The 15407-nt window shown below is 56.4% G+C and carries 15 protein-coding genes; 8 read left to right on the forward strand and 7 right to left on the reverse strand.

Annotated elements, in window-relative coordinates:
* Positions 1-157: 157 nt before the first annotated feature.
* Together nadA and kynU are read right to left on the reverse strand one after the other, a co-directional pair.
* Positions 158-1294, reverse strand: a complete 1137-nt coding sequence (nadA, locus tag IPP88_00930; protein ID MBL0121338.1) for a quinolinate synthase NadA — start codon at positions 1292-1294, stop codon at positions 158-160.
* 20 nt (positions 1295-1314) lie between these two features.
* Positions 1315-2574, reverse strand: a complete 1260-nt coding sequence (kynU, locus tag IPP88_00935; GenBank protein MBL0121339.1) for a kynureninase — start codon at positions 2572-2574, stop codon at positions 1315-1317.
* A 250-nt stretch (positions 2575-2824) separates the two neighbouring features.
* Between kynU and IPP88_00940 the strand changes: the two genes are divergently transcribed.
* The 4 genes from IPP88_00940 (at position 2825) to IPP88_00955 (ending at position 6428) form a co-directional block, all read left to right on the forward strand.
* On the forward strand, positions 2825-3361 hold the full coding sequence (locus tag IPP88_00940) for a class I SAM-dependent methyltransferase (GenBank protein MBL0121340.1): 537 nt from the start codon (positions 2825-2827) through the stop codon (positions 3359-3361).
* A gap of 76 nt (positions 3362-3437) precedes the next feature.
* Positions 3438-4361 carry a 4-hydroxy-tetrahydrodipicolinate synthase gene (locus IPP88_00945; protein ID MBL0121341.1) on the forward strand — a complete coding sequence of 308 codons (924 nt, stop codon included), beginning with the start codon at positions 3438-3440 and terminating at the stop codon, positions 4359-4361.
* A 3-nt stretch (positions 4362-4364) separates the two neighbouring features.
* On the forward strand, positions 4365-5552 hold the full coding sequence (gene bamC / locus IPP88_00950) for an outer membrane protein assembly factor BamC (GenBank protein ID MBL0121342.1): 1188 nt from the start codon (positions 4365-4367) through the stop codon (positions 5550-5552).
* 111 nt (positions 5553-5663) lie between these two features.
* Entirely contained in the window at positions 5664-6428 is a 765-nt protein-coding gene (locus tag IPP88_00955; GenBank protein MBL0121343.1) for an MBL fold metallo-hydrolase, read from the forward strand.
* Positions 6429-6531: 103 nt separating this feature from the next.
* Here the strand turns inward: IPP88_00955 and IPP88_00960 are convergent, their stop codons facing one another.
* The 3 genes from IPP88_00960 to IPP88_00970 all read right to left on the reverse strand — a co-directional run bounded on the left by IPP88_00960 (position 6532) and on the right by IPP88_00970 (position 8870).
* Positions 6532-6915 carry a hypothetical protein gene (locus IPP88_00960; GenBank protein MBL0121344.1) on the reverse strand — a complete coding sequence of 128 codons (384 nt, stop codon included), beginning with the start codon at positions 6913-6915 and terminating at the stop codon, positions 6532-6534.
* 194 nt (positions 6916-7109) lie between these two features.
* Complete coding sequence (locus tag IPP88_00965; protein MBL0121345.1) at positions 7110-7634, reverse strand: hypothetical protein; 525 nt, start codon at positions 7632-7634, stop codon at positions 7110-7112.
* A 63-nt stretch (positions 7635-7697) separates the two neighbouring features.
* Positions 7698-8870: a cupin domain-containing protein gene (locus tag IPP88_00970; GenBank protein MBL0121346.1), complete on the reverse strand. Its 1173-nt coding sequence runs from the start codon at positions 8868-8870 to the stop codon at positions 7698-7700.
* Between the two features lie 85 nt (positions 8871-8955).
* On the opposite strand from IPP88_00970, the gene IPP88_00975 reads away from it, so the two are divergent.
* Positions 8956-9429: a peroxiredoxin gene (locus IPP88_00975; GenBank protein ID MBL0121347.1), complete on the forward strand. Its 474-nt coding sequence runs from the start codon at positions 8956-8958 to the stop codon at positions 9427-9429.
* 125 nt (positions 9430-9554) lie between these two features.
* A complete protein-coding gene (locus tag IPP88_00980; GenBank protein ID MBL0121348.1) occupies positions 9555-10040 on the forward strand; it encodes a peptidylprolyl isomerase in 486 nt (161 codons plus the stop codon).
* A gap of 19 nt (positions 10041-10059) precedes the next feature.
* Here the strand turns inward: IPP88_00980 and mutS are convergent, their stop codons facing one another.
* Both mutS and IPP88_00990 read right to left on the reverse strand, forming a co-directional pair.
* Positions 10060-12576 carry a DNA mismatch repair protein MutS gene (gene mutS / locus IPP88_00985; protein ID MBL0121349.1) on the reverse strand — a complete coding sequence of 839 codons (2517 nt, stop codon included), beginning with the start codon at positions 12574-12576 and terminating at the stop codon, positions 10060-10062.
* A gap of 119 nt (positions 12577-12695) precedes the next feature.
* Positions 12696-13484, reverse strand: coding sequence for an inositol monophosphatase (locus IPP88_00990; protein ID MBL0121350.1), 789 nt, complete (start codon positions 13482-13484; stop codon positions 12696-12698).
* A 164-nt stretch (positions 13485-13648) separates the two neighbouring features.
* Here IPP88_00990 and IPP88_00995 point away from each other — a divergent pair, with 164 nt between their 5' ends.
* Together IPP88_00995 and cysE are read left to right on the forward strand one after the other, a co-directional pair.
* A complete protein-coding gene (locus tag IPP88_00995) occupies positions 13649-14404 on the forward strand; it encodes an RNA methyltransferase (GenBank protein ID MBL0121351.1) in 756 nt (251 codons plus the stop codon).
* A gap of 133 nt (positions 14405-14537) precedes the next feature.
* Positions 14538-15278, forward strand: a complete 741-nt coding sequence (cysE, locus tag IPP88_01000) for a serine O-acetyltransferase (protein ID MBL0121352.1) — start codon at positions 14538-14540, stop codon at positions 15276-15278.
* Positions 15279-15407: the final 129 nt, after the last annotated feature.

Genomic DNA, 15407 nt, shown 5'->3' on the forward strand with positions numbered 1-15407 from the left:
TTACTTTGCCCCGGGATCCACTGCCAATCCTGCTCGATCCCGCCTCAAACTCCTGTCGAGAGTGTAACCCAACTCTTGCACTGGCACGTTAGAGGGAATGGCCATCGATGGCCTGAAAGCCATGCTAAATATTGTCACCGCGCGCACGCTGATTTTTTCATGCTGGCCCAATACCCCGAACATTTCCTGGCGCATTTTTCGACGCAGCATTGCCGAGATCCAGTCCTTTGGCAAAATCCAGCATCCGCTGGATTGACCGTCTTGCGCGATCTGCAACGGTGCCGTCGATATTGATTTCATTGTTGCCCAGCGTGAGCACTTCCGCCAGATTTGCGAGCCCGTTCATGGCCATCCATGGACAATGCGCGCAACTTTTGCAGGTGGCCGAATTTCCCGCCGTCGGCGCCTCGATGAAAAGTTTTCCGGGTGCGGCAGCCTGCATCTTGTGGAAAATCCCCTTATCGGTCGCAACGATGAACTCGTGCGCGTCGAGTGTCTGCGCGGCGCGGATAATTTGTGTGGTTGAACCAACCACGTCCGCCAGCTTCACCACGGCTTCAGGGGATTCCGGATGCACAAGTACCATGGCCAGTGGATGCTTCTTCTTGAGTTCCGCCAACTCGAAAGCCTTGAACTCGTCATGCACCATGCAGGAGCCCTGCCACATTAACATGTCGGCGCCTGTTTCGCGCTGGATGTAATTACCCAAATGGCGATCCGGCGCCCAGAGAATTTTCTTCCCTTGCGCGTGCAAGTGTTCGACAATTTTCAATCCGATGGATGAAGTCACCATCCAGTCAGCGCGCGCCTTGACTGCGGCGCTGGTGTTGGCATAGACCACCACCGTGCGATCAGGGTTTGCATCACAGTACGCCGCAAACTCGTCGGCCGGGCAACCCAGATCCAGCGAGCATTCCGCCTCCAGTTCGGGCATGATCACGCGCTTCTCGGGGTTGAGAATCTTTGCCGTTTCGCCCATGAAGCGCACGCCGCACACAACGATGGTTTTGGCCGGGTGGTTATGGCCAAAGCGGGCCATCTCCAGCGAATCAGACACGCATCCACCGGTCTCTTCCGCAAGATCCTGCAAGTCGGGGTGCACGTAATAGTGGGCGACCAGCACGGCATCCTGCTCTTTCAGCGTGCGCTTAATGCGAGCCTTGAGCTCAATGCGCTCCTTCTGTGAAGGCTCGGCAAAGACCTTGGCCCATGCCTGCTCCGTCGTTATCCGTGAGCGCAAGCCATTGATGCGTGGGTGGTCGAATTCAATCTTGATCGGGGCTATCGTCGGCATCACAATCCCTCAGGCGTTTATCAGGTAACTTGTTTTCGTTGCTGAAACCGGGTTGCTTTCCATGCGCCGCACTGCATGACCTCGCGTATTACCTTTACGGCGTCGCAGACATCTGTATATCGCAAATAGAGCGGCGTAAAGCCAAAGCGCAATAGATTGGGTTGACGAAAGTCGCCAATGACCCCGCGGTCAATGAGAGCCTGCATGATCGCGGAGGCATGTTCATGGGCGAATGAAAGTTGGCTGCCACGGATCGCGTGTTCGCGTGGCGACACGCAGGCAAAACCGAATTCTCCACATTGTTCATCCATCAACTGCCAAAACAGGTCCGAGAGTCTAAGGGATTTATCGCGCAGTTCGTCCATGGAGACGTCCGCGAAAGTCGCGAGGCCACAACCGAGAGCGAGCATCGCCAGCACGGAAGGAGTTCCGCACTGGAATCGTTCAATTCCGGGTGCTGGCAAGTAATCCGGCTTGAAGTCGAACGGTGCCGCATGACCGAACCATCCCGACAACGGGGTCGGGAAGTCAGCTTGCAAGGCACTCGCCACATAGAGATATGCCGGCGCGCCCGGCCCGCCGTTGAGATATTTGTAGCCGCAGCCGGCAGCCAGTTCCGCGCCGTTTTTGTTCAACTCCACCGGCACCGCGCCGGCGCTGTGACTAAGATCCCAGACAACGCGCGTACCTGCCTCGCGAGCCAGTTTGTTCAGTCGCGCCATGTTGTGCATGCGGCCTGTACGGTAATCGACTTGCGTGACCAGCGCTACCGCCACCCGATCATTGAAAGCCGACTCGATATTTTCATCAACCAATCGCAGTTCGTATGCATTTCCGAACGTGGCATTGATGCCCTGCGAAATGTACAGATCCGTCGGAAAATTGTCCCGCTCCGACAGAATCACCCTGCGCGAATTGTCTTGCTTCGAAGCAAGGGACAACGCACCTGCAAGTATTTTGAAGATGTTTATAGACGTCGAGTCCGTGGCAATGATCTCGTTTTCCTGCGCGCCGAGCAGGGCGGCAATGGTGCTGCCAATCCGCTTTGGCAACGCAACCCAGTCCGCGTCGTTCCATGAACGAATCAGGCCAACGCCCCACTCGTGCCGCACGGTGTCTTGCAGGCAGTTTGCGGTCGTGGCGGGCAATGCGCCGAGGGAGTTACCGTCTAGATAGACCACGCCTTCCGGTAAAAGAAATCTTTTTCGCGCGAACGCCAGCGGGTCCGCACGATCAAGGGCTTCACATTCCGTGCGAGTGCGGCTCAACGGGCTACTCATGAGGGCCGTATCGGAATCGTGCGCACGGGGTGGGGTCAAGTCCAGGCGCCGCTATGCGGGCAGAGATGGAGAATCTCAATTTTTGCATGGGAAATCTCACAACAGTCGACCGGCCGGCAATTCGCCAAATTGCATATCCTCCGGGCACAGCCTGACACTGAAGGGGAGAATTTGTGAAATGTCCCAGGTGCATGTGCTCATTTTGTGCTCATTTTGTGATTATCGCAGATGCCGTCGGTATCATTCACGCATGCATTCGAGCGAAACGAGTTCCACGGTTCCTCACGATCTTGCGCCTTCCGACTGGGTCATTCGATTCGGCGTGAGCGTACCTTCCGGCGGGCGGGTGCTGGATGTCGCGTGCGGTGCGGGCAGGCATGCAAACTGGTTTGTCGGGCGCGGCCATGTCGTGAATGCAGTGGACAAAGAAAAATCGCCAAAACTTTCCGCGCAAATTGCGTTCAAACAGGCCGACATTGAAATTTGTCGTTGGCCGTATGCGGATGAGTTGTTCGCGGCGGTCGTTGTAACCAACTATCTTCACCGTGCATTGCTGAAGACGTTGGTGAATTCGGTTGCAGCGCATGGCTGGCTGATTTATGAAACATTTGCGGAGGGAAATGAGCAATTCGGCAGGCCTTCGCGATCGGATTTTCTTTTGCGGCCGGGAGAATTGCTGGACGCGGTGCACGGCAAGTTAAGGGTCGTCGCTTACGAACATCGCTACGTGGACAAACCGAAACCGGCCATGGTTCAGCGAATTGCTGCCCAAAACCTGATTGACTGACCAGCCAGTCGATGCATTGGGACGTTTCGGGGTTAAATGCTAAAATGACCGATTACTCTTTTTGTATCATGCACCTATGTTAACCGGAAGCCTGGTGGCGATTGTCACCCCGATGCTGCCAGATGGCGCGCTCGATTTTGCGCGACTGAAAAAACTCATCGATTGGCATGTTGGGGAAGGGACCGACGGCATCGTAATCGTCGGAACGACGGGCGAATCGCCGACAGTCGATTTCGATGAGCATCGCCGCTTGATCGAAGCCGCGGTCGACTTTGCGGGCAAGCGAATTCCAGTGATCGCGGGCACGGGCGGAAACTCAACCACGGAAGCTATTCATCTGACTGAGTTTGCAAAAGATGCTGGCGCGGATTACGCCCTATCGGTGGTGCCGTATTACAACAAACCTACTCAAGAGGGAATGTATCAGCACTTTCGCGCCATCGCCGAAGCAGTTCAGATGCCGACCATTTTGTATAACGTACCGGGTCGCACCATCGCGGATCTGTCCGCTGACACGACAATCCGCCTGTCAGAAATTCCAAACATTGTTGGCATCAAGGATGCGACCGCGAACATGGCGCGTGGCACGGAGTTGCTGCTGCGCGCGCCAAAGGACTTCGCCATTTACAGTGGCGAGGACGTGTCAACGCTGGCGCTGATGTTGCTGGGTGCGCATGGCACAATATCGGTGACGGCAAATGTCGCGCCGCGCTTGATGCATGAAATGTGCGTGGCGGCGCTGAAAGGCGACCGCGTCCGTGCCATTGAAATCAACAATCGATTGCTCGGGTTGCATAACCGGCTATTCCTGGAATCCAATCCGATCCCGGTCAAATGGGCTCTGAATAGAATGGGCCTTATCGACTCTGGTATTCGCCTCCCGCTCACGCCGTTTGATCCAAAATTTCATGGCAAATTGATGGAAGCCATGATCACCGCGGGTATTATCGAGCGGGCCGAACAAGTCGAGCCCATCGAACACGTAAAGGAAGTAGCCTAAATGATGTCTCGAAATCTGCTGATTGCCTCACTGCTTGGCCTGCTACTTGCGGGTTGCGGTGCCTTTTCAAACAAAAGCACCGACTATCGATCTCAAGGCGGCAAAATTCCTTCGCTGGAGGTGCCGCCGGATCTTACGTCGCCGATCGCCGATGACCGTTTCGTGATTCCCGATTCCAAGGCAACGACGTTCTCAACTTATAATCGTGAGCGAAGCAATGCACCGGTCACCGGCAGCGCGGTGTTGCCAAAAGTGGAAAGTGCTCGCATTGAGCGTGCCGGTGAACAACGCTGGCTGGTCGTGAAAGCGACGCCCGAGCAGGTTTGGTCAACCCTCAAGGAGTTCTGGCTGGAGAGTGGCTTCGTGCTCAAACGTGAGACTCCGGATGTCGGTATCATGGAGACAGACTGGGCGGAAAATCGCGCGAAAATTCCGCAGGATCTGGTACGACGGACAATCGGACGCTTTGTTGATGGTCTTTATGAATCGGGCATGCGTGACAAATTCCGCACGCGGATCGAGCTCGGTACGGAACGGGGTACCACCGATATCTACGTGAGTCATCGCGGTGTGGAAGAGGTTTACGCCAACCCGGACAAGCTCGGTACGGCTTGGCAGCCGCGCCCGGCGGACAAGGAACTGGAAGCGGAAATGCTTGCCCGTCTGATGGTGAAATTCGGCGTTGCCTTCAGCGCAGACAAGGCCAGCGTGGTAGCCGGTGCGACGACTGCACCGGCCAATGTCGCGCGCGCATCGTACGACAGGAATCAGGGCGGATCACTGAAGCTCAGTGAACCATTCGACCGCGCCTGGCGTCGTGTCGGTCTGGCGTTGGATCGTGTCGGATTTACCGTGGAAGATCGTGATCGCTCGAAGGGATTGTTCTTCGTGCGCTACATCGATCCAGAGGCCGAGGCGAAGTCCGGCCAGGACAAAGGTCTATTGGACAAGTTGGCGTTCTGGCGCAAGGACGAACCGGTCGCGAAGCCGCAGGCCGTCCAGGAAAAGGGATTCCTGGATAAGTTGGCGTTCTGGCGCAGTGATGATCCAGCGACGAAGCCGCAGTACCGGATATATGTTGCCGAAGCAGCTGGCGTGACAAATGTGGATGTGCAGGGTGCCGACGGCAAAGTGGACAATTCTGCAACCGCAAAGCGAATCCTCGGCTTGCTGCTTGAACAGTTGAGATAATCTGCATCAACGCGCGGGACATGATGAACGGGCCTGTTTCCTTTAGGGACAGGCCCGTTGTATTTTTTTGATGGTGGTTGTTACGATGCTTGTGACGGCGGTGGTGTGACTTTGCGTTTTACCTCATTGGGCAGCGGAAGCGAAGGCAATGCGCTGGTCGTCCAGGTTGGGCGAAGTGCGCTAATGCTGGATTGCGGCTTCGGTCTCGCGGAAACTGAAAAGCGCCTTTCGCGGGCAGGCCTGCTACCGGAAAACCTGAACGCGATCGTCGTGACACATGAGCATTCCGACCATATCGGCGGTGTTTCACGGTTTGCGCGCAAGCACAATATTCCTGTGTGGCTTACGCATGGCACCGCAAAGGTCTTGAACGAAGGCTCAATTTCCGCGTCACTGGTTCGGTTTGTGGATCCGCATGACGTATTTTCTGTCGGCGATATCCAGATCACGCCGTTTCTGGTTCCGCATGACGCCTATGAGCCGGTGCAATACGTTTTTTCTGATGGTGACGCTTGCCTGGGCGTGCTAACCGATACCGGAACGATAACAGATCATATTCAGTCAGCTTTGTCCGGGTGCGATGCACTCGTGCTTGAATGCAATCACGATCTGGACATGCTGATGAGCGGGCCATACCCGGCAAGCTTGAAGAAGCGGGTCGCCGGGCGGTTTGGTCATCTTGATAACCACACGGCCGCGTCATTGCTGAGAAATATCGACTGCGCGAAATTGGCCCACGTTTTTGCCGCGCATTTGTCGAAACAGAACAACCGGATTGAATTGGCGCAGGCTGCACTCGCCAATGCCTTGTCATGCTCGCCGGACTGGATCGGCATTGCGGAACAAGGCCGCGGCTTCGACTGGCGAGAGATCTGAAGCGATATGTCCGCGGTTGGCCCACAAATGAAAGCGCCGGTCACACTTTTGTGTGACCGGCGCTTTCTTGTGTTGCCATGCCAGTGCTAATGCACCGTAAGAATTACTTCTTCGGGGCAGCAGCGGGAGCAGCAGCCTTGGCGGCATCAACTGCTTTGCCAGCAGCATCCTTGGCGACGTCTTTGGCAGCTTCAACGGTCTTGCCAGCAGCATCTTTGGCAGCTTCAACGGTCTTGCCAGCAGCGTCTTTGGCCGCTTCGACAGTCTTGCCGGCAGCATCTTTGGCGGCTTCAACGGTCTTGCCGGCGGCGTCTTTGGACGCGTCAACAGCTGCGCCAGCAGCAGCTTTGGCAGCATCAACGGCAGCAGCAGCCGGAGCTTCAACCTTCGGCGCAACGGGAGCAGCCGGTGCAACTTTTACTTCTTCTTTGCCACAGGCGGCGAGGCCGATGGCTACGATTGCAGCGATGAGGACTGATTTATTCATTTGGGATTCCCTTGGAGAAAAATTTGATCAAAATTTTTATCGGCTGATGTCGCTTTCCAGCCATCTTTTTGGCACTGAACAATAATCGTGCTATTGACGCTGTGATCTGTTTCGACCGACTGATTAGTATAGCATTGCTTTGGTGCACTGCACAACTGTCAATTTGCCACCGCCAAATTGTCTCGGATGCCCTCTCAAAGCCCGAGGGTGGTCCCGCTTGCGGCGGGTTCGCTTTTCTCCCAAATTTCTTCGAATCGCTCCAGGAATGGTCGTGTGCCCACGGCGTCATGCAGGGTAATGACGGAACGAGGTTGGTCAACATGCGGTTTTCGCCAATAGTGGCTATCGTCGGCGATGATCATCGGATCGCGCGCTTCGGTGGCCTGATCCACGGTGCGATGTACCTCAATCTGCCCGGAAAACGGCCTCAACAGATAGAGCAGGCGCGGCAACTCAACCTCGATGGCCTTGACGTCATGCAACACAATGCGCAGACGATGTCCGCGATTGGCAGCGAGCAACGCCCGAATTAGCTCAATCCGGGATGGGCTGCCAAAGCCGCGGTCGCGAAGTGTCCGTGCGGTTGAGTCGAAAACACGAAGTTCGCGGCGTGCCGCGTTGACGACCTTTTCGATGGCGCCAGCCGAATCGGCGTTGTTAACCATGAGCCGATATATTTTTTCGGGCGACTCGCTGGCGTGCCGGGATTCATCGCGCATGTCTGTACTCCGTCTGGCTTGTCAACTTTGGCGTCTTTTCGCGGCCATCAGATTTGCGATGCTTCAGGCAATATGCAGAAAGCCGTCGCGATACGCACAGTAAAGCGTCGCACCCAACGATTTTCTTTTGCCATCACTTACCAAGCCCGCGGAGAGTCGGCGCGAGTCGGCAAGGTGTCGCAGCACTTCCACATCGGTGGTTTCCACCGAAAACTCGTTGCCGTTCATGAAGAACAGCTCTTCCGAATAGAGGAATCGCGTTCTCAGGTCGAGCACGACGCCGCACCGATTTACTGCCTGCCTGAAAGCACCGATACCCAACATCGTATCCGGCGGATCGAAAAAAATGTGCTGTTTCGGGTCCGTAAGCAGACGGCCCAGACAACGCTGTTGGTAGCTTGCATTGCACGTCGCGTCTTGAATCTCCTTCGACATCTTCGCGACACGTTTTCGCATCGCAGCGTCGATCTCGCCGGGCTGTCGTGTGGGGGCAAGATCAGGGTCACAATACTGCCCGCCAAGCACTACTTCGTCGCGCAGGTAATCCAGCAGCGCTGTCGTCAATTCCTGCTGGGACGGCGCACGACAGCCGACAGACCAGGTGAGGCATTCCGTTTCGGCGACGCCATCATGGGCAATTCCAGGTGGCAAATAGAGCAAGTCGCCTGTCTCCAACATAAACTCCTGTTCGGCCTTGAAGTGCGCCAGGATCTTGAGTGGAACGCCTGGTTTCAAACGCAGGTCTTTCTGGGCCGAAATACGCCAGCGGCGTTTGCCCGAACCCTGCAGCAGGAACACATCGTAGGAATCGATATGGGGACCTACACCAGCACCCGGCACGGCATAGCTCACCATCAGATCATCGATCCGCGCATGCGGGATGAAGTCAAAGTGGGCAAGCAGGTCGTGCGCTTCAAAAGAAAAATGCTGCGTATCCTGAACCAGAACGGTCCATTTATCCTGTTTCACTGCGGCGAAATCGCGGCGCGAAAGTGGATTTTGTTGCAGCGTCCAACCTGCGCGGGTGTGTGCGATCAGTCGGCTCTCCGCATCTTCCCGTTGCGCAAGCTCGAGCACCTCGCGCTTTGTCAGCGGCTCGGCAAGATCGGGGAAAGCGTTTCGAACCAGCAGCGGTTTCTTCTGCCAATAATCGCGCAGGAATTGTTTCGCGGAAAGTCCACCCAGATGCGCGAGAGGCCGGTTCGGGCCATCTTTTTCGTGAGCTGTTTTCTTCATTCGATGATGCCTTGCAAAGTAAAAAAGAAAATGAGATAGAATCAATTTACCTTCAACAACCCAATGCTGATGGATAGAGACGATAATGTTACAGGTTGGTTCGAGAGCGCCCGCATTTGAACTTCCTGACGCAAGCATGGAAATGATCCAGCTTTCCAGCTTTCGCGGCAAGAAAAACGTCGTCCTGTATTTCTATCCGCGCGACGGCACGCCTGGCTGCACCCTGGAGGCGATCAATTTCTCCGATCATGACGAGGAGTTCGCGGATTGCGATACCGTCGTGTTTGGAGTCTCCAGTGATGATTGTCTGGTGCATGAAGAATTTCGCGACAAGCACGGATTGTCACTGCAATTGCTGTCTGATGCCGACTGCGAGGTGATGAAAAAATATGATGTCGTGGGCGAGGTAGCTGTCAACGGTTCCACGCGTCCAAGTGTGCACCGCTCGACGTTCGTCATCGACAAGAAAGGTGTGGTCAGGCACATATTGCGCGATCTCAGTCCACGTGAACACGCGTCGGCCGTACTGAAACTTGTGAGGCAAATCCACGGGCATTGAGCATTGCAGCAAGCTGTCCGCTAATTTACGCGCTCTGCCACCGCATCGCGGTACAATCGCAGCGTTTTGAATTCCCGCATCTCACCCAACTTGCGCTGCAAGCCATACTTGCTGCCACGACATCCATGCAAATCACCAAAGACACCGTTGTCACACTTTCCTATGATCTGATTGACAGCGACGGCAACTCCCTCGGAGATGCCGGTACTGACTTGTCGTACCTGCATGGCGGCTACAGCGGTATCTTTCCACTGGTCGAGGAGGGCTTGTCGGGTAAGGCTGCAGGTGAGGAATTCTCGGTGTCTCTACAGCCCGAGGACGCATTTGGCGATTTTGACGAAAACCTGATTCGCGTTGAACCGAAAAGTGTATTTCCGGCCAATGTGGAAGTCGGCATGCAGTTTGAAGGATTGCCGCAAGGTGAAGAGGATGATCGCTGGGTGGTATACACGGTCACCGATATCGCCGATGACACGGTGGTGATCGATGGCAATCACCCGCTGGCGGGAGAGCGACTGTTTTTCAAATGCACCGTCAAGGATGTGCGTGTTGCTACGGCTGATGAAATCACGCATGGCCATGCACATGGCGATCACGGGCACCACCACTGATTTGTGGCGCGCCCGCGAGTCAGTTTTTCGTTTCGTGCAGTTTTTTCAGTTGATACAGCTTGTCGAGCGCTTCTCGCGGTGACAGTTCATCCGGCTTGATGTCGTCGAGTGCGTCGAGCGCCGGGTGAATTTCCGCATCAGCGATCTTTTTTGGTGTGTCGAAAAGTCCCGCTTGCGGTGTCGCCGCCACGTGTGTGACCTCCAGCGTTTCAAGATGCTTGCGCGCCGAGCGCACGACTGACCGGGGAACGCCTGCAAGTTGTGCAACTTGCAAGCCGTAACTCTTGTTGGCCGGACCGGACTCAAGTTTGTGCAGAAACACGATCTTGTCTTTCATCTCGACCGCATCCAGATGCACGTTGGCGAGATTCGCCAATTCGGCGTTCAGATGCGTGAGCTCGAAATAGTGCGTGGCGAACAGCGTGTAGCAACGCGTCACTTGAGCCAGGTGGCGGGCAATCGCGTACGCGAGTGCGAGTCCGTCAAAAGTTGATGTGCCCCGACCGATTTCATCGATCAGCACCAGACTATGGTTGCTGGCGTTGTTGAGGATTGACGCGGCTTCCGTCATTTCCACCATGAACGTGGAGCGCCCGCCGGCCAGGTCGTCGCTGGCGCCGATGCGCGTCATGATCTGATCGATGCGCCCGATCTCGGCGTGCGCGGCGGGTACGAAAGAACCGGTATGAGCCAGCAGCACAATTTGCGCGACCTGACGCATGTAGGTCGATTTGCCGCCCATATTCGGACCGGTAATGAGCAACAATTGGCGTGAGCGCGACAGCTCGCAATCATTCGCGATGAAACTCTCAACCTGGCTCTCCACCACCAGATGTCGTCCGCCCTGAATCGAAATGCGGTCCTCGCTGACAAACACCGGCGCGGAAAGGCTGAAGCGTTTGGCGTTCACCGCATTCGCGCACAGCACGTCGAGCTCGGCTGCGGCGCGCGCCAGCGCGTGCAGCGCGGGAACATCGGGCAACAATTGATCCAGCAAGGCATCGTAGAGAAATTTCTCCCGCGCCAGCGCGCGCTCGCCGGCGGATAGCGCCTTGTCTTCGAAGATTTTCAGTTCCGGCGTAATGTAGCGCTCGGCGTTCTTGAGCGTTTGACGCCGGCGGTAGTCGACGGGAACCTTGTCGAGCTGACCCTGCGTGACCTCGATGTAAAAGCCATGCACGCGGTTGTACTCGACCCGCAAATTGGCAATGCCGGTGCGTTCGCGCTCGCGCTTTTCGAGATCGAGCAGAAAACCGCTGGCGTTGCTTTGCATCGCGCGCAACTCATCGAGTTCGGCGTCGAAACCGTCGCGTATTACCCCGCCGTCACGGACCATCGAAGCGGGGTCATCACGCAGGGATACCGAAAGTCCAGCGTGGATGCGGGCCTCCAGGCAGAAATGGCTGGAAAGCCGCTCCAGTGCGTGACTTTTCAATCCGACTATGTGCCGGTGAAGTTCTGGCGCGCTGCCGAGTGCGTTGCGCAATGCCGCAAGGTCGCGTGGACGCGCCGTCTTCAGTGCGATCCGCGTGACGATACGCTCGATATCCGCCCAGTCGGACAACAGGCCCTGCAAGGCAGGGACGGATTCGTGCACGGTGTGGCTGGCGTGCAGTCGTTGCTGGATAACGTCGCGGTCACGCAGAGGATGGGTCAGCCAGTCGCGCAGCATGCGCGCGCCCATGCTCGTGACGGTGGTGTTCAGCAATGAAAACAGCGTGGGGGATGTTTCTCGACTGATGGTTTCGCAGATCTCCAGATTTCGGCGCGTGGCCGCATCCATGCGAACGAAGTCATCGCTACGTTCGACCGACAGGCCGGTGAGATGCGGTAACGCCGTGCGTTGCGTTTGCTGAACGTATTGCAACAATGCGCCCGCGGCGGCGATGGCAAGGGGCAGGTCGTCGCAGTCAAAGCTCTTGAGATCGGCCGTGTTGAATTGCCGGGCAAGCAGTTTGGTGGCCGATTCGATATCGAATTGCCAGTCGGCGATGCGGTGTATGGCGATACCATTAGCATTCAATTTCGCGTTTTCCGGCAACAGCAACTCTGAAGGTTGCAAGCGTTCAAGCTCGGATTGGTATTGCGAAACGCTTGTCTCCATTATTCGAAATCGGCCGCCCGACAGAGACAATGCCGCCAGGCCGAGCTGCGTGCCTTGTACGTAAACAGCCGCAATCAGCACGTCACGCGCATCGGGTAGTAGCGCGCTGTCGGTCAGCGTCCCGGGTGTGATCACGCGAACCACCGCACGTTCGACTGGCCCTTTGTTGGTGACTTCGCCCACCTGTTCGCAAATCGCGGCAGATTCCCCCAGCTTGACCAGCTTGGCGAGATAAGGCTCGATGGCGTGAAAGGGTACGCCGGCCATCTTGATCGGGGTGCCGGCAGATTGACCGCGCGTGGTGAGCGTGATGTCGAGCAGTCTGGCGGCTTTTACGGCGTCGTCGAAAAACAGCTCATAGAAATCGCCCATGCGATACAGCACCAGTGTGTCCGGATACTCCGACTTGATACGCAGATACTGCTGCATCATCGGCGTGTGCTGGCTGAAGGCCTTGTCGTTCATGTTCGCGTCAATGCCACAGGAAGCACGACAGGCGACGGAGGTGCAACGCCGACTGCCATGATGCATCGCGTCGCATCCACGCTCCCTCAGGCTTTGTAATGCGCCTGCACGATCTGCAGCAGGGCAGGAAATACCTTCGGTGTTGCCGTCACGATGTTGCCGTTTTCCAGAAACATGTCATCACCGGCAAAACTGGTCACGAGGCCGCCGGCTTCCTTGATCATCAAGGCGCCTGCCGCCACGTCCCAGGGGCTTAGACCCCTTTCCCAGAAGCCGTCATAACGGCCACACGCGACATAGGCGAGATCAAGTGCTGCAGAACCCGGGCGGCGAATGCCGGCGCATTTCGGCGTGAGTTCCTTGAACAAGCCCAGATACTGGTCAATGCTCGTGAATTCCTTGAACGGGAAACCGGTGCCGAGCAAGGAATCTTTCAAATTCAGTGTCTTTGAAACCCGAATGCGCCGGTCGTTAAGGAACGCACCGCCGCCGCGCGAGGCGGTAAACAGTTCATTGCGTGTCGGGTCGTAAATGACGCCGTGGCTCAACACGCCCTTTACCGCTAGCGCGATGGATACACAATATTGAGGAAATCCATGCAAAAAATTGGTGGTGCCGTCGAGGGGGTCAATGATCCATTGATATTCCGACGCGGTTTCCGTGAGACCGGATTCCTCGGCCAGGATGCTATGCTGTGGATAGGCTTCGCGCAAAACTTCGATGATCGCCGCTTCGGCGATCCGGTCGACTTCTGACACGAAATCGTTTTGGGATTTCAGCTCGACTGTCAGTTTATCGAGGTCGTTGGACGCACGGGTAATGAGCGAGCCCGCACGGCGCGCCGCTTTCACGGCGATGTTCAGCATCGGATGCATGGATATATTTTCTATGCGCATGGAGCACGACCGCGCGGGGTGACTTTGCTGCTGCCGCACGGAATTATGCAAATTGCAGATTTCCGTGCGGCAGCAACAAATTTACTCCCGCTCGCTCACTTTCCATTCACGCATTAAGAGCAAGAAGAAGTCATAATTTTACTATGACTACCCCCCCGACGTTTCCGTATTTGTTGGCTCGTGTTCGAGTCGTGATGATATCGACCTCACACCCCGGCAATATTGGCAGCGCCGCGCGCGCGATGAAAACCATGGGCTTGTCGGATCTGGTGCTGGTAACTCCCCGGCACGCGGGCGCGACGCGGGATGCCCAGGCCGTGGCACTGGCATCGGGGGCGAATGACGTACTTGAAAATGCCCGCGTAGTCGGCACACTCGACGAAGCACTTGCCGACGTACATTTCGCGCTCGCGTTCACCGCGCGCCGTCGCGAGCTTTCGCATGGCATGCGTGGCCTGCGTGAGGCGGCGGCTTTTGCGATCAATGAATTGTCGGCGGGTTCACAGAGGACCGTGGCGCTGGTGTTTGGTAATGAAACCTTTGGGCTATCGAATGAAGAAGTCGATCGCTGCCAGATGATCGCGATGATCCCCGCCAATCCGGCGTACACGTCGCTGAATGTGTCGCAGGCGATTCAACTTGGCGCCTACGAAATGATGATGGCGGCGAACGCATTCACGGTGAACGATGAACCGGCCCGGCCCGCCTCGGGCATCGGTGAAGTGGAAGGATTCCTGCAACATCTGGAGTCGGCCGCGGTGTCGGCTGAATTTCTCGATCCCGCCGAGCCCAAGCGATTCATGACGCGCATGCGGCGATTGTTCGCGCGCGCTCGCATGGAGCCGGAAGAGGTTGCGATCCTGCGCGGATTGCTGGCGGCGCTGATGAAGCGGCGCTGATTCTCACTTGCATGTGCGTTGAGAAATGCCTGAAGTTGGAACATGGGAAAATATCAAGTTCAATAGACTCGATTGCACGAAGGCGCGATCCGGTCTACGCTGACCGACACCGTTCAATAATGATGTGATGCCCATGTTCTCCCGACTCCGCGAAGATATTCACAGCGTCTACGCACGCGATCCGGCCGCCCGCAACTGGTGGGAAGTGCTCACCTGTTATCCGGGCATGCATGCCATCTGGTGGCATCGATGGGTATCGAGCCCGCTGTGGAACGTTGGCCTGAAATGGCTGGGCCGTCTGATGTCCAACGTCGGGCGATTGTTCACTGGCGTGGAAATTCATCCTGGCGCCACGCTTGGACGCCGGTTTTTTATCGATCACGGCATGGGCATCGTCATCGGCGAGACGGCGCTGATCGGCGACGATTGCACCCTGTATCACGGCGTGACGCTAGGTGGTGTGGCGTGGAACAAGGGTAAGCGTCATCCCACCCTTGGCGATGGCGTCACGGTTGGCGCGGGCGCCAAGATTCTCGGGCCGTTCCTGGTCGGTGCAGGCGCCAAGATTGGTTCCAACTCGGTGGTCGTCAAAGAGGTTCCCGCCGGTGCGACGGTCGTCGGGATTCCCGCGCGAATTGTCGAAGGACTGGAACAGGGGGTCGCCGGGCAGGCCTTTTCTGCCTATGCAGTTACCACCAACGAAAACGACCCGCTCAACGCTATCCTCAAGACTATAGCCGGCCGTTCGGATCATGCGGAAACTGAATTGGCGCAAATGTTGAAGCGAATTGAGGAGTTGGAATCGCAGCTGCACCGTGAGAAGTCCACCATCCCACAAAACAGTCTGGCATTCGATAGCCAAGCAAAAGTCTAGCATTGAAGCGGCGTTTCAGCCATAAATGGGTTGAAAGCCGCGCCCAGCATAGGATTTGCGTGGCCGTTCCACAGGTGTCCCACCGTTTTCACGAAAGACGGTTATAAGTTGATGAATTGTTTGTGGAAA

The sequence above is a fragment of the Betaproteobacteria bacterium genome (genome assembly GCA_016720925.1).
Classification (GTDB): Bacteria; Pseudomonadota; Gammaproteobacteria; order Burkholderiales; family Usitatibacteraceae; genus UKL13-2.

Excerpts from the sequence above, each read along its gene's own strand:
- bamC (MBL0121342.1), top strand. The coding sequence starts at position 4,365 with ATGTCTCGAAATCTGCTGATTGCCTCACTGCTTGGCCTGCTACTTGCG.
- IPP88_00945 (MBL0121341.1), top strand. The coding sequence starts at position 3,438 with ATGTTAACCGGAAGCCTGGTGGCGATTGTCACCCCGATGCTGCCAGAT.
- IPP88_00965 (MBL0121345.1), bottom strand. The coding sequence starts at position 7,634 with ATGCGCGATGAATCCCGGCACGCCAGCGAGTCGCCCGAAAAAATATAT.
- kynU (MBL0121339.1), bottom strand. The coding sequence starts at position 2,574 with ATGAGTAGCCCGTTGAGCCGCACTCGCACGGAATGTGAAGCCCTTGAT.
- mutS (MBL0121349.1), bottom strand. The coding sequence starts at position 12,576 with ATGATGCAGCAGTATCTGCGTATCAAGTCGGAGTATCCGGACACACTG.
- IPP88_00980 (MBL0121348.1), top strand. The coding sequence starts at position 9,555 with ATGCAAATCACCAAAGACACCGTTGTCACACTTTCCTATGATCTGATT.
- nadA (MBL0121338.1), bottom strand. The coding sequence starts at position 1,294 with ATGCCGACGATAGCCCCGATCAAGATTGAATTCGACCACCCACGCATC.
- IPP88_00940 (MBL0121340.1), top strand. The coding sequence starts at position 2,825 with ATGCATTCGAGCGAAACGAGTTCCACGGTTCCTCACGATCTTGCGCCT.
- IPP88_00995 (MBL0121351.1), top strand. The coding sequence starts at position 13,649 with ATGACTACCCCCCCGACGTTTCCGTATTTGTTGGCTCGTGTTCGAGTC.
- IPP88_00970 (MBL0121346.1), bottom strand. The coding sequence starts at position 8,870 with ATGAAGAAAACAGCTCACGAAAAAGATGGCCCGAACCGGCCTCTCGCG.
- cysE (MBL0121352.1), top strand. The coding sequence starts at position 14,538 with ATGTTCTCCCGACTCCGCGAAGATATTCACAGCGTCTACGCACGCGAT.
- IPP88_00990 (MBL0121350.1), bottom strand. The coding sequence starts at position 13,484 with ATGCATCCGATGCTGAACATCGCCGTGAAAGCGGCGCGCCGTGCGGGC.
- IPP88_00960 (MBL0121344.1), bottom strand. The coding sequence starts at position 6,915 with ATGAATAAATCAGTCCTCATCGCTGCAATCGTAGCCATCGGCCTCGCC.
- IPP88_00975 (MBL0121347.1), top strand. The coding sequence starts at position 8,956 with ATGTTACAGGTTGGTTCGAGAGCGCCCGCATTTGAACTTCCTGACGCA.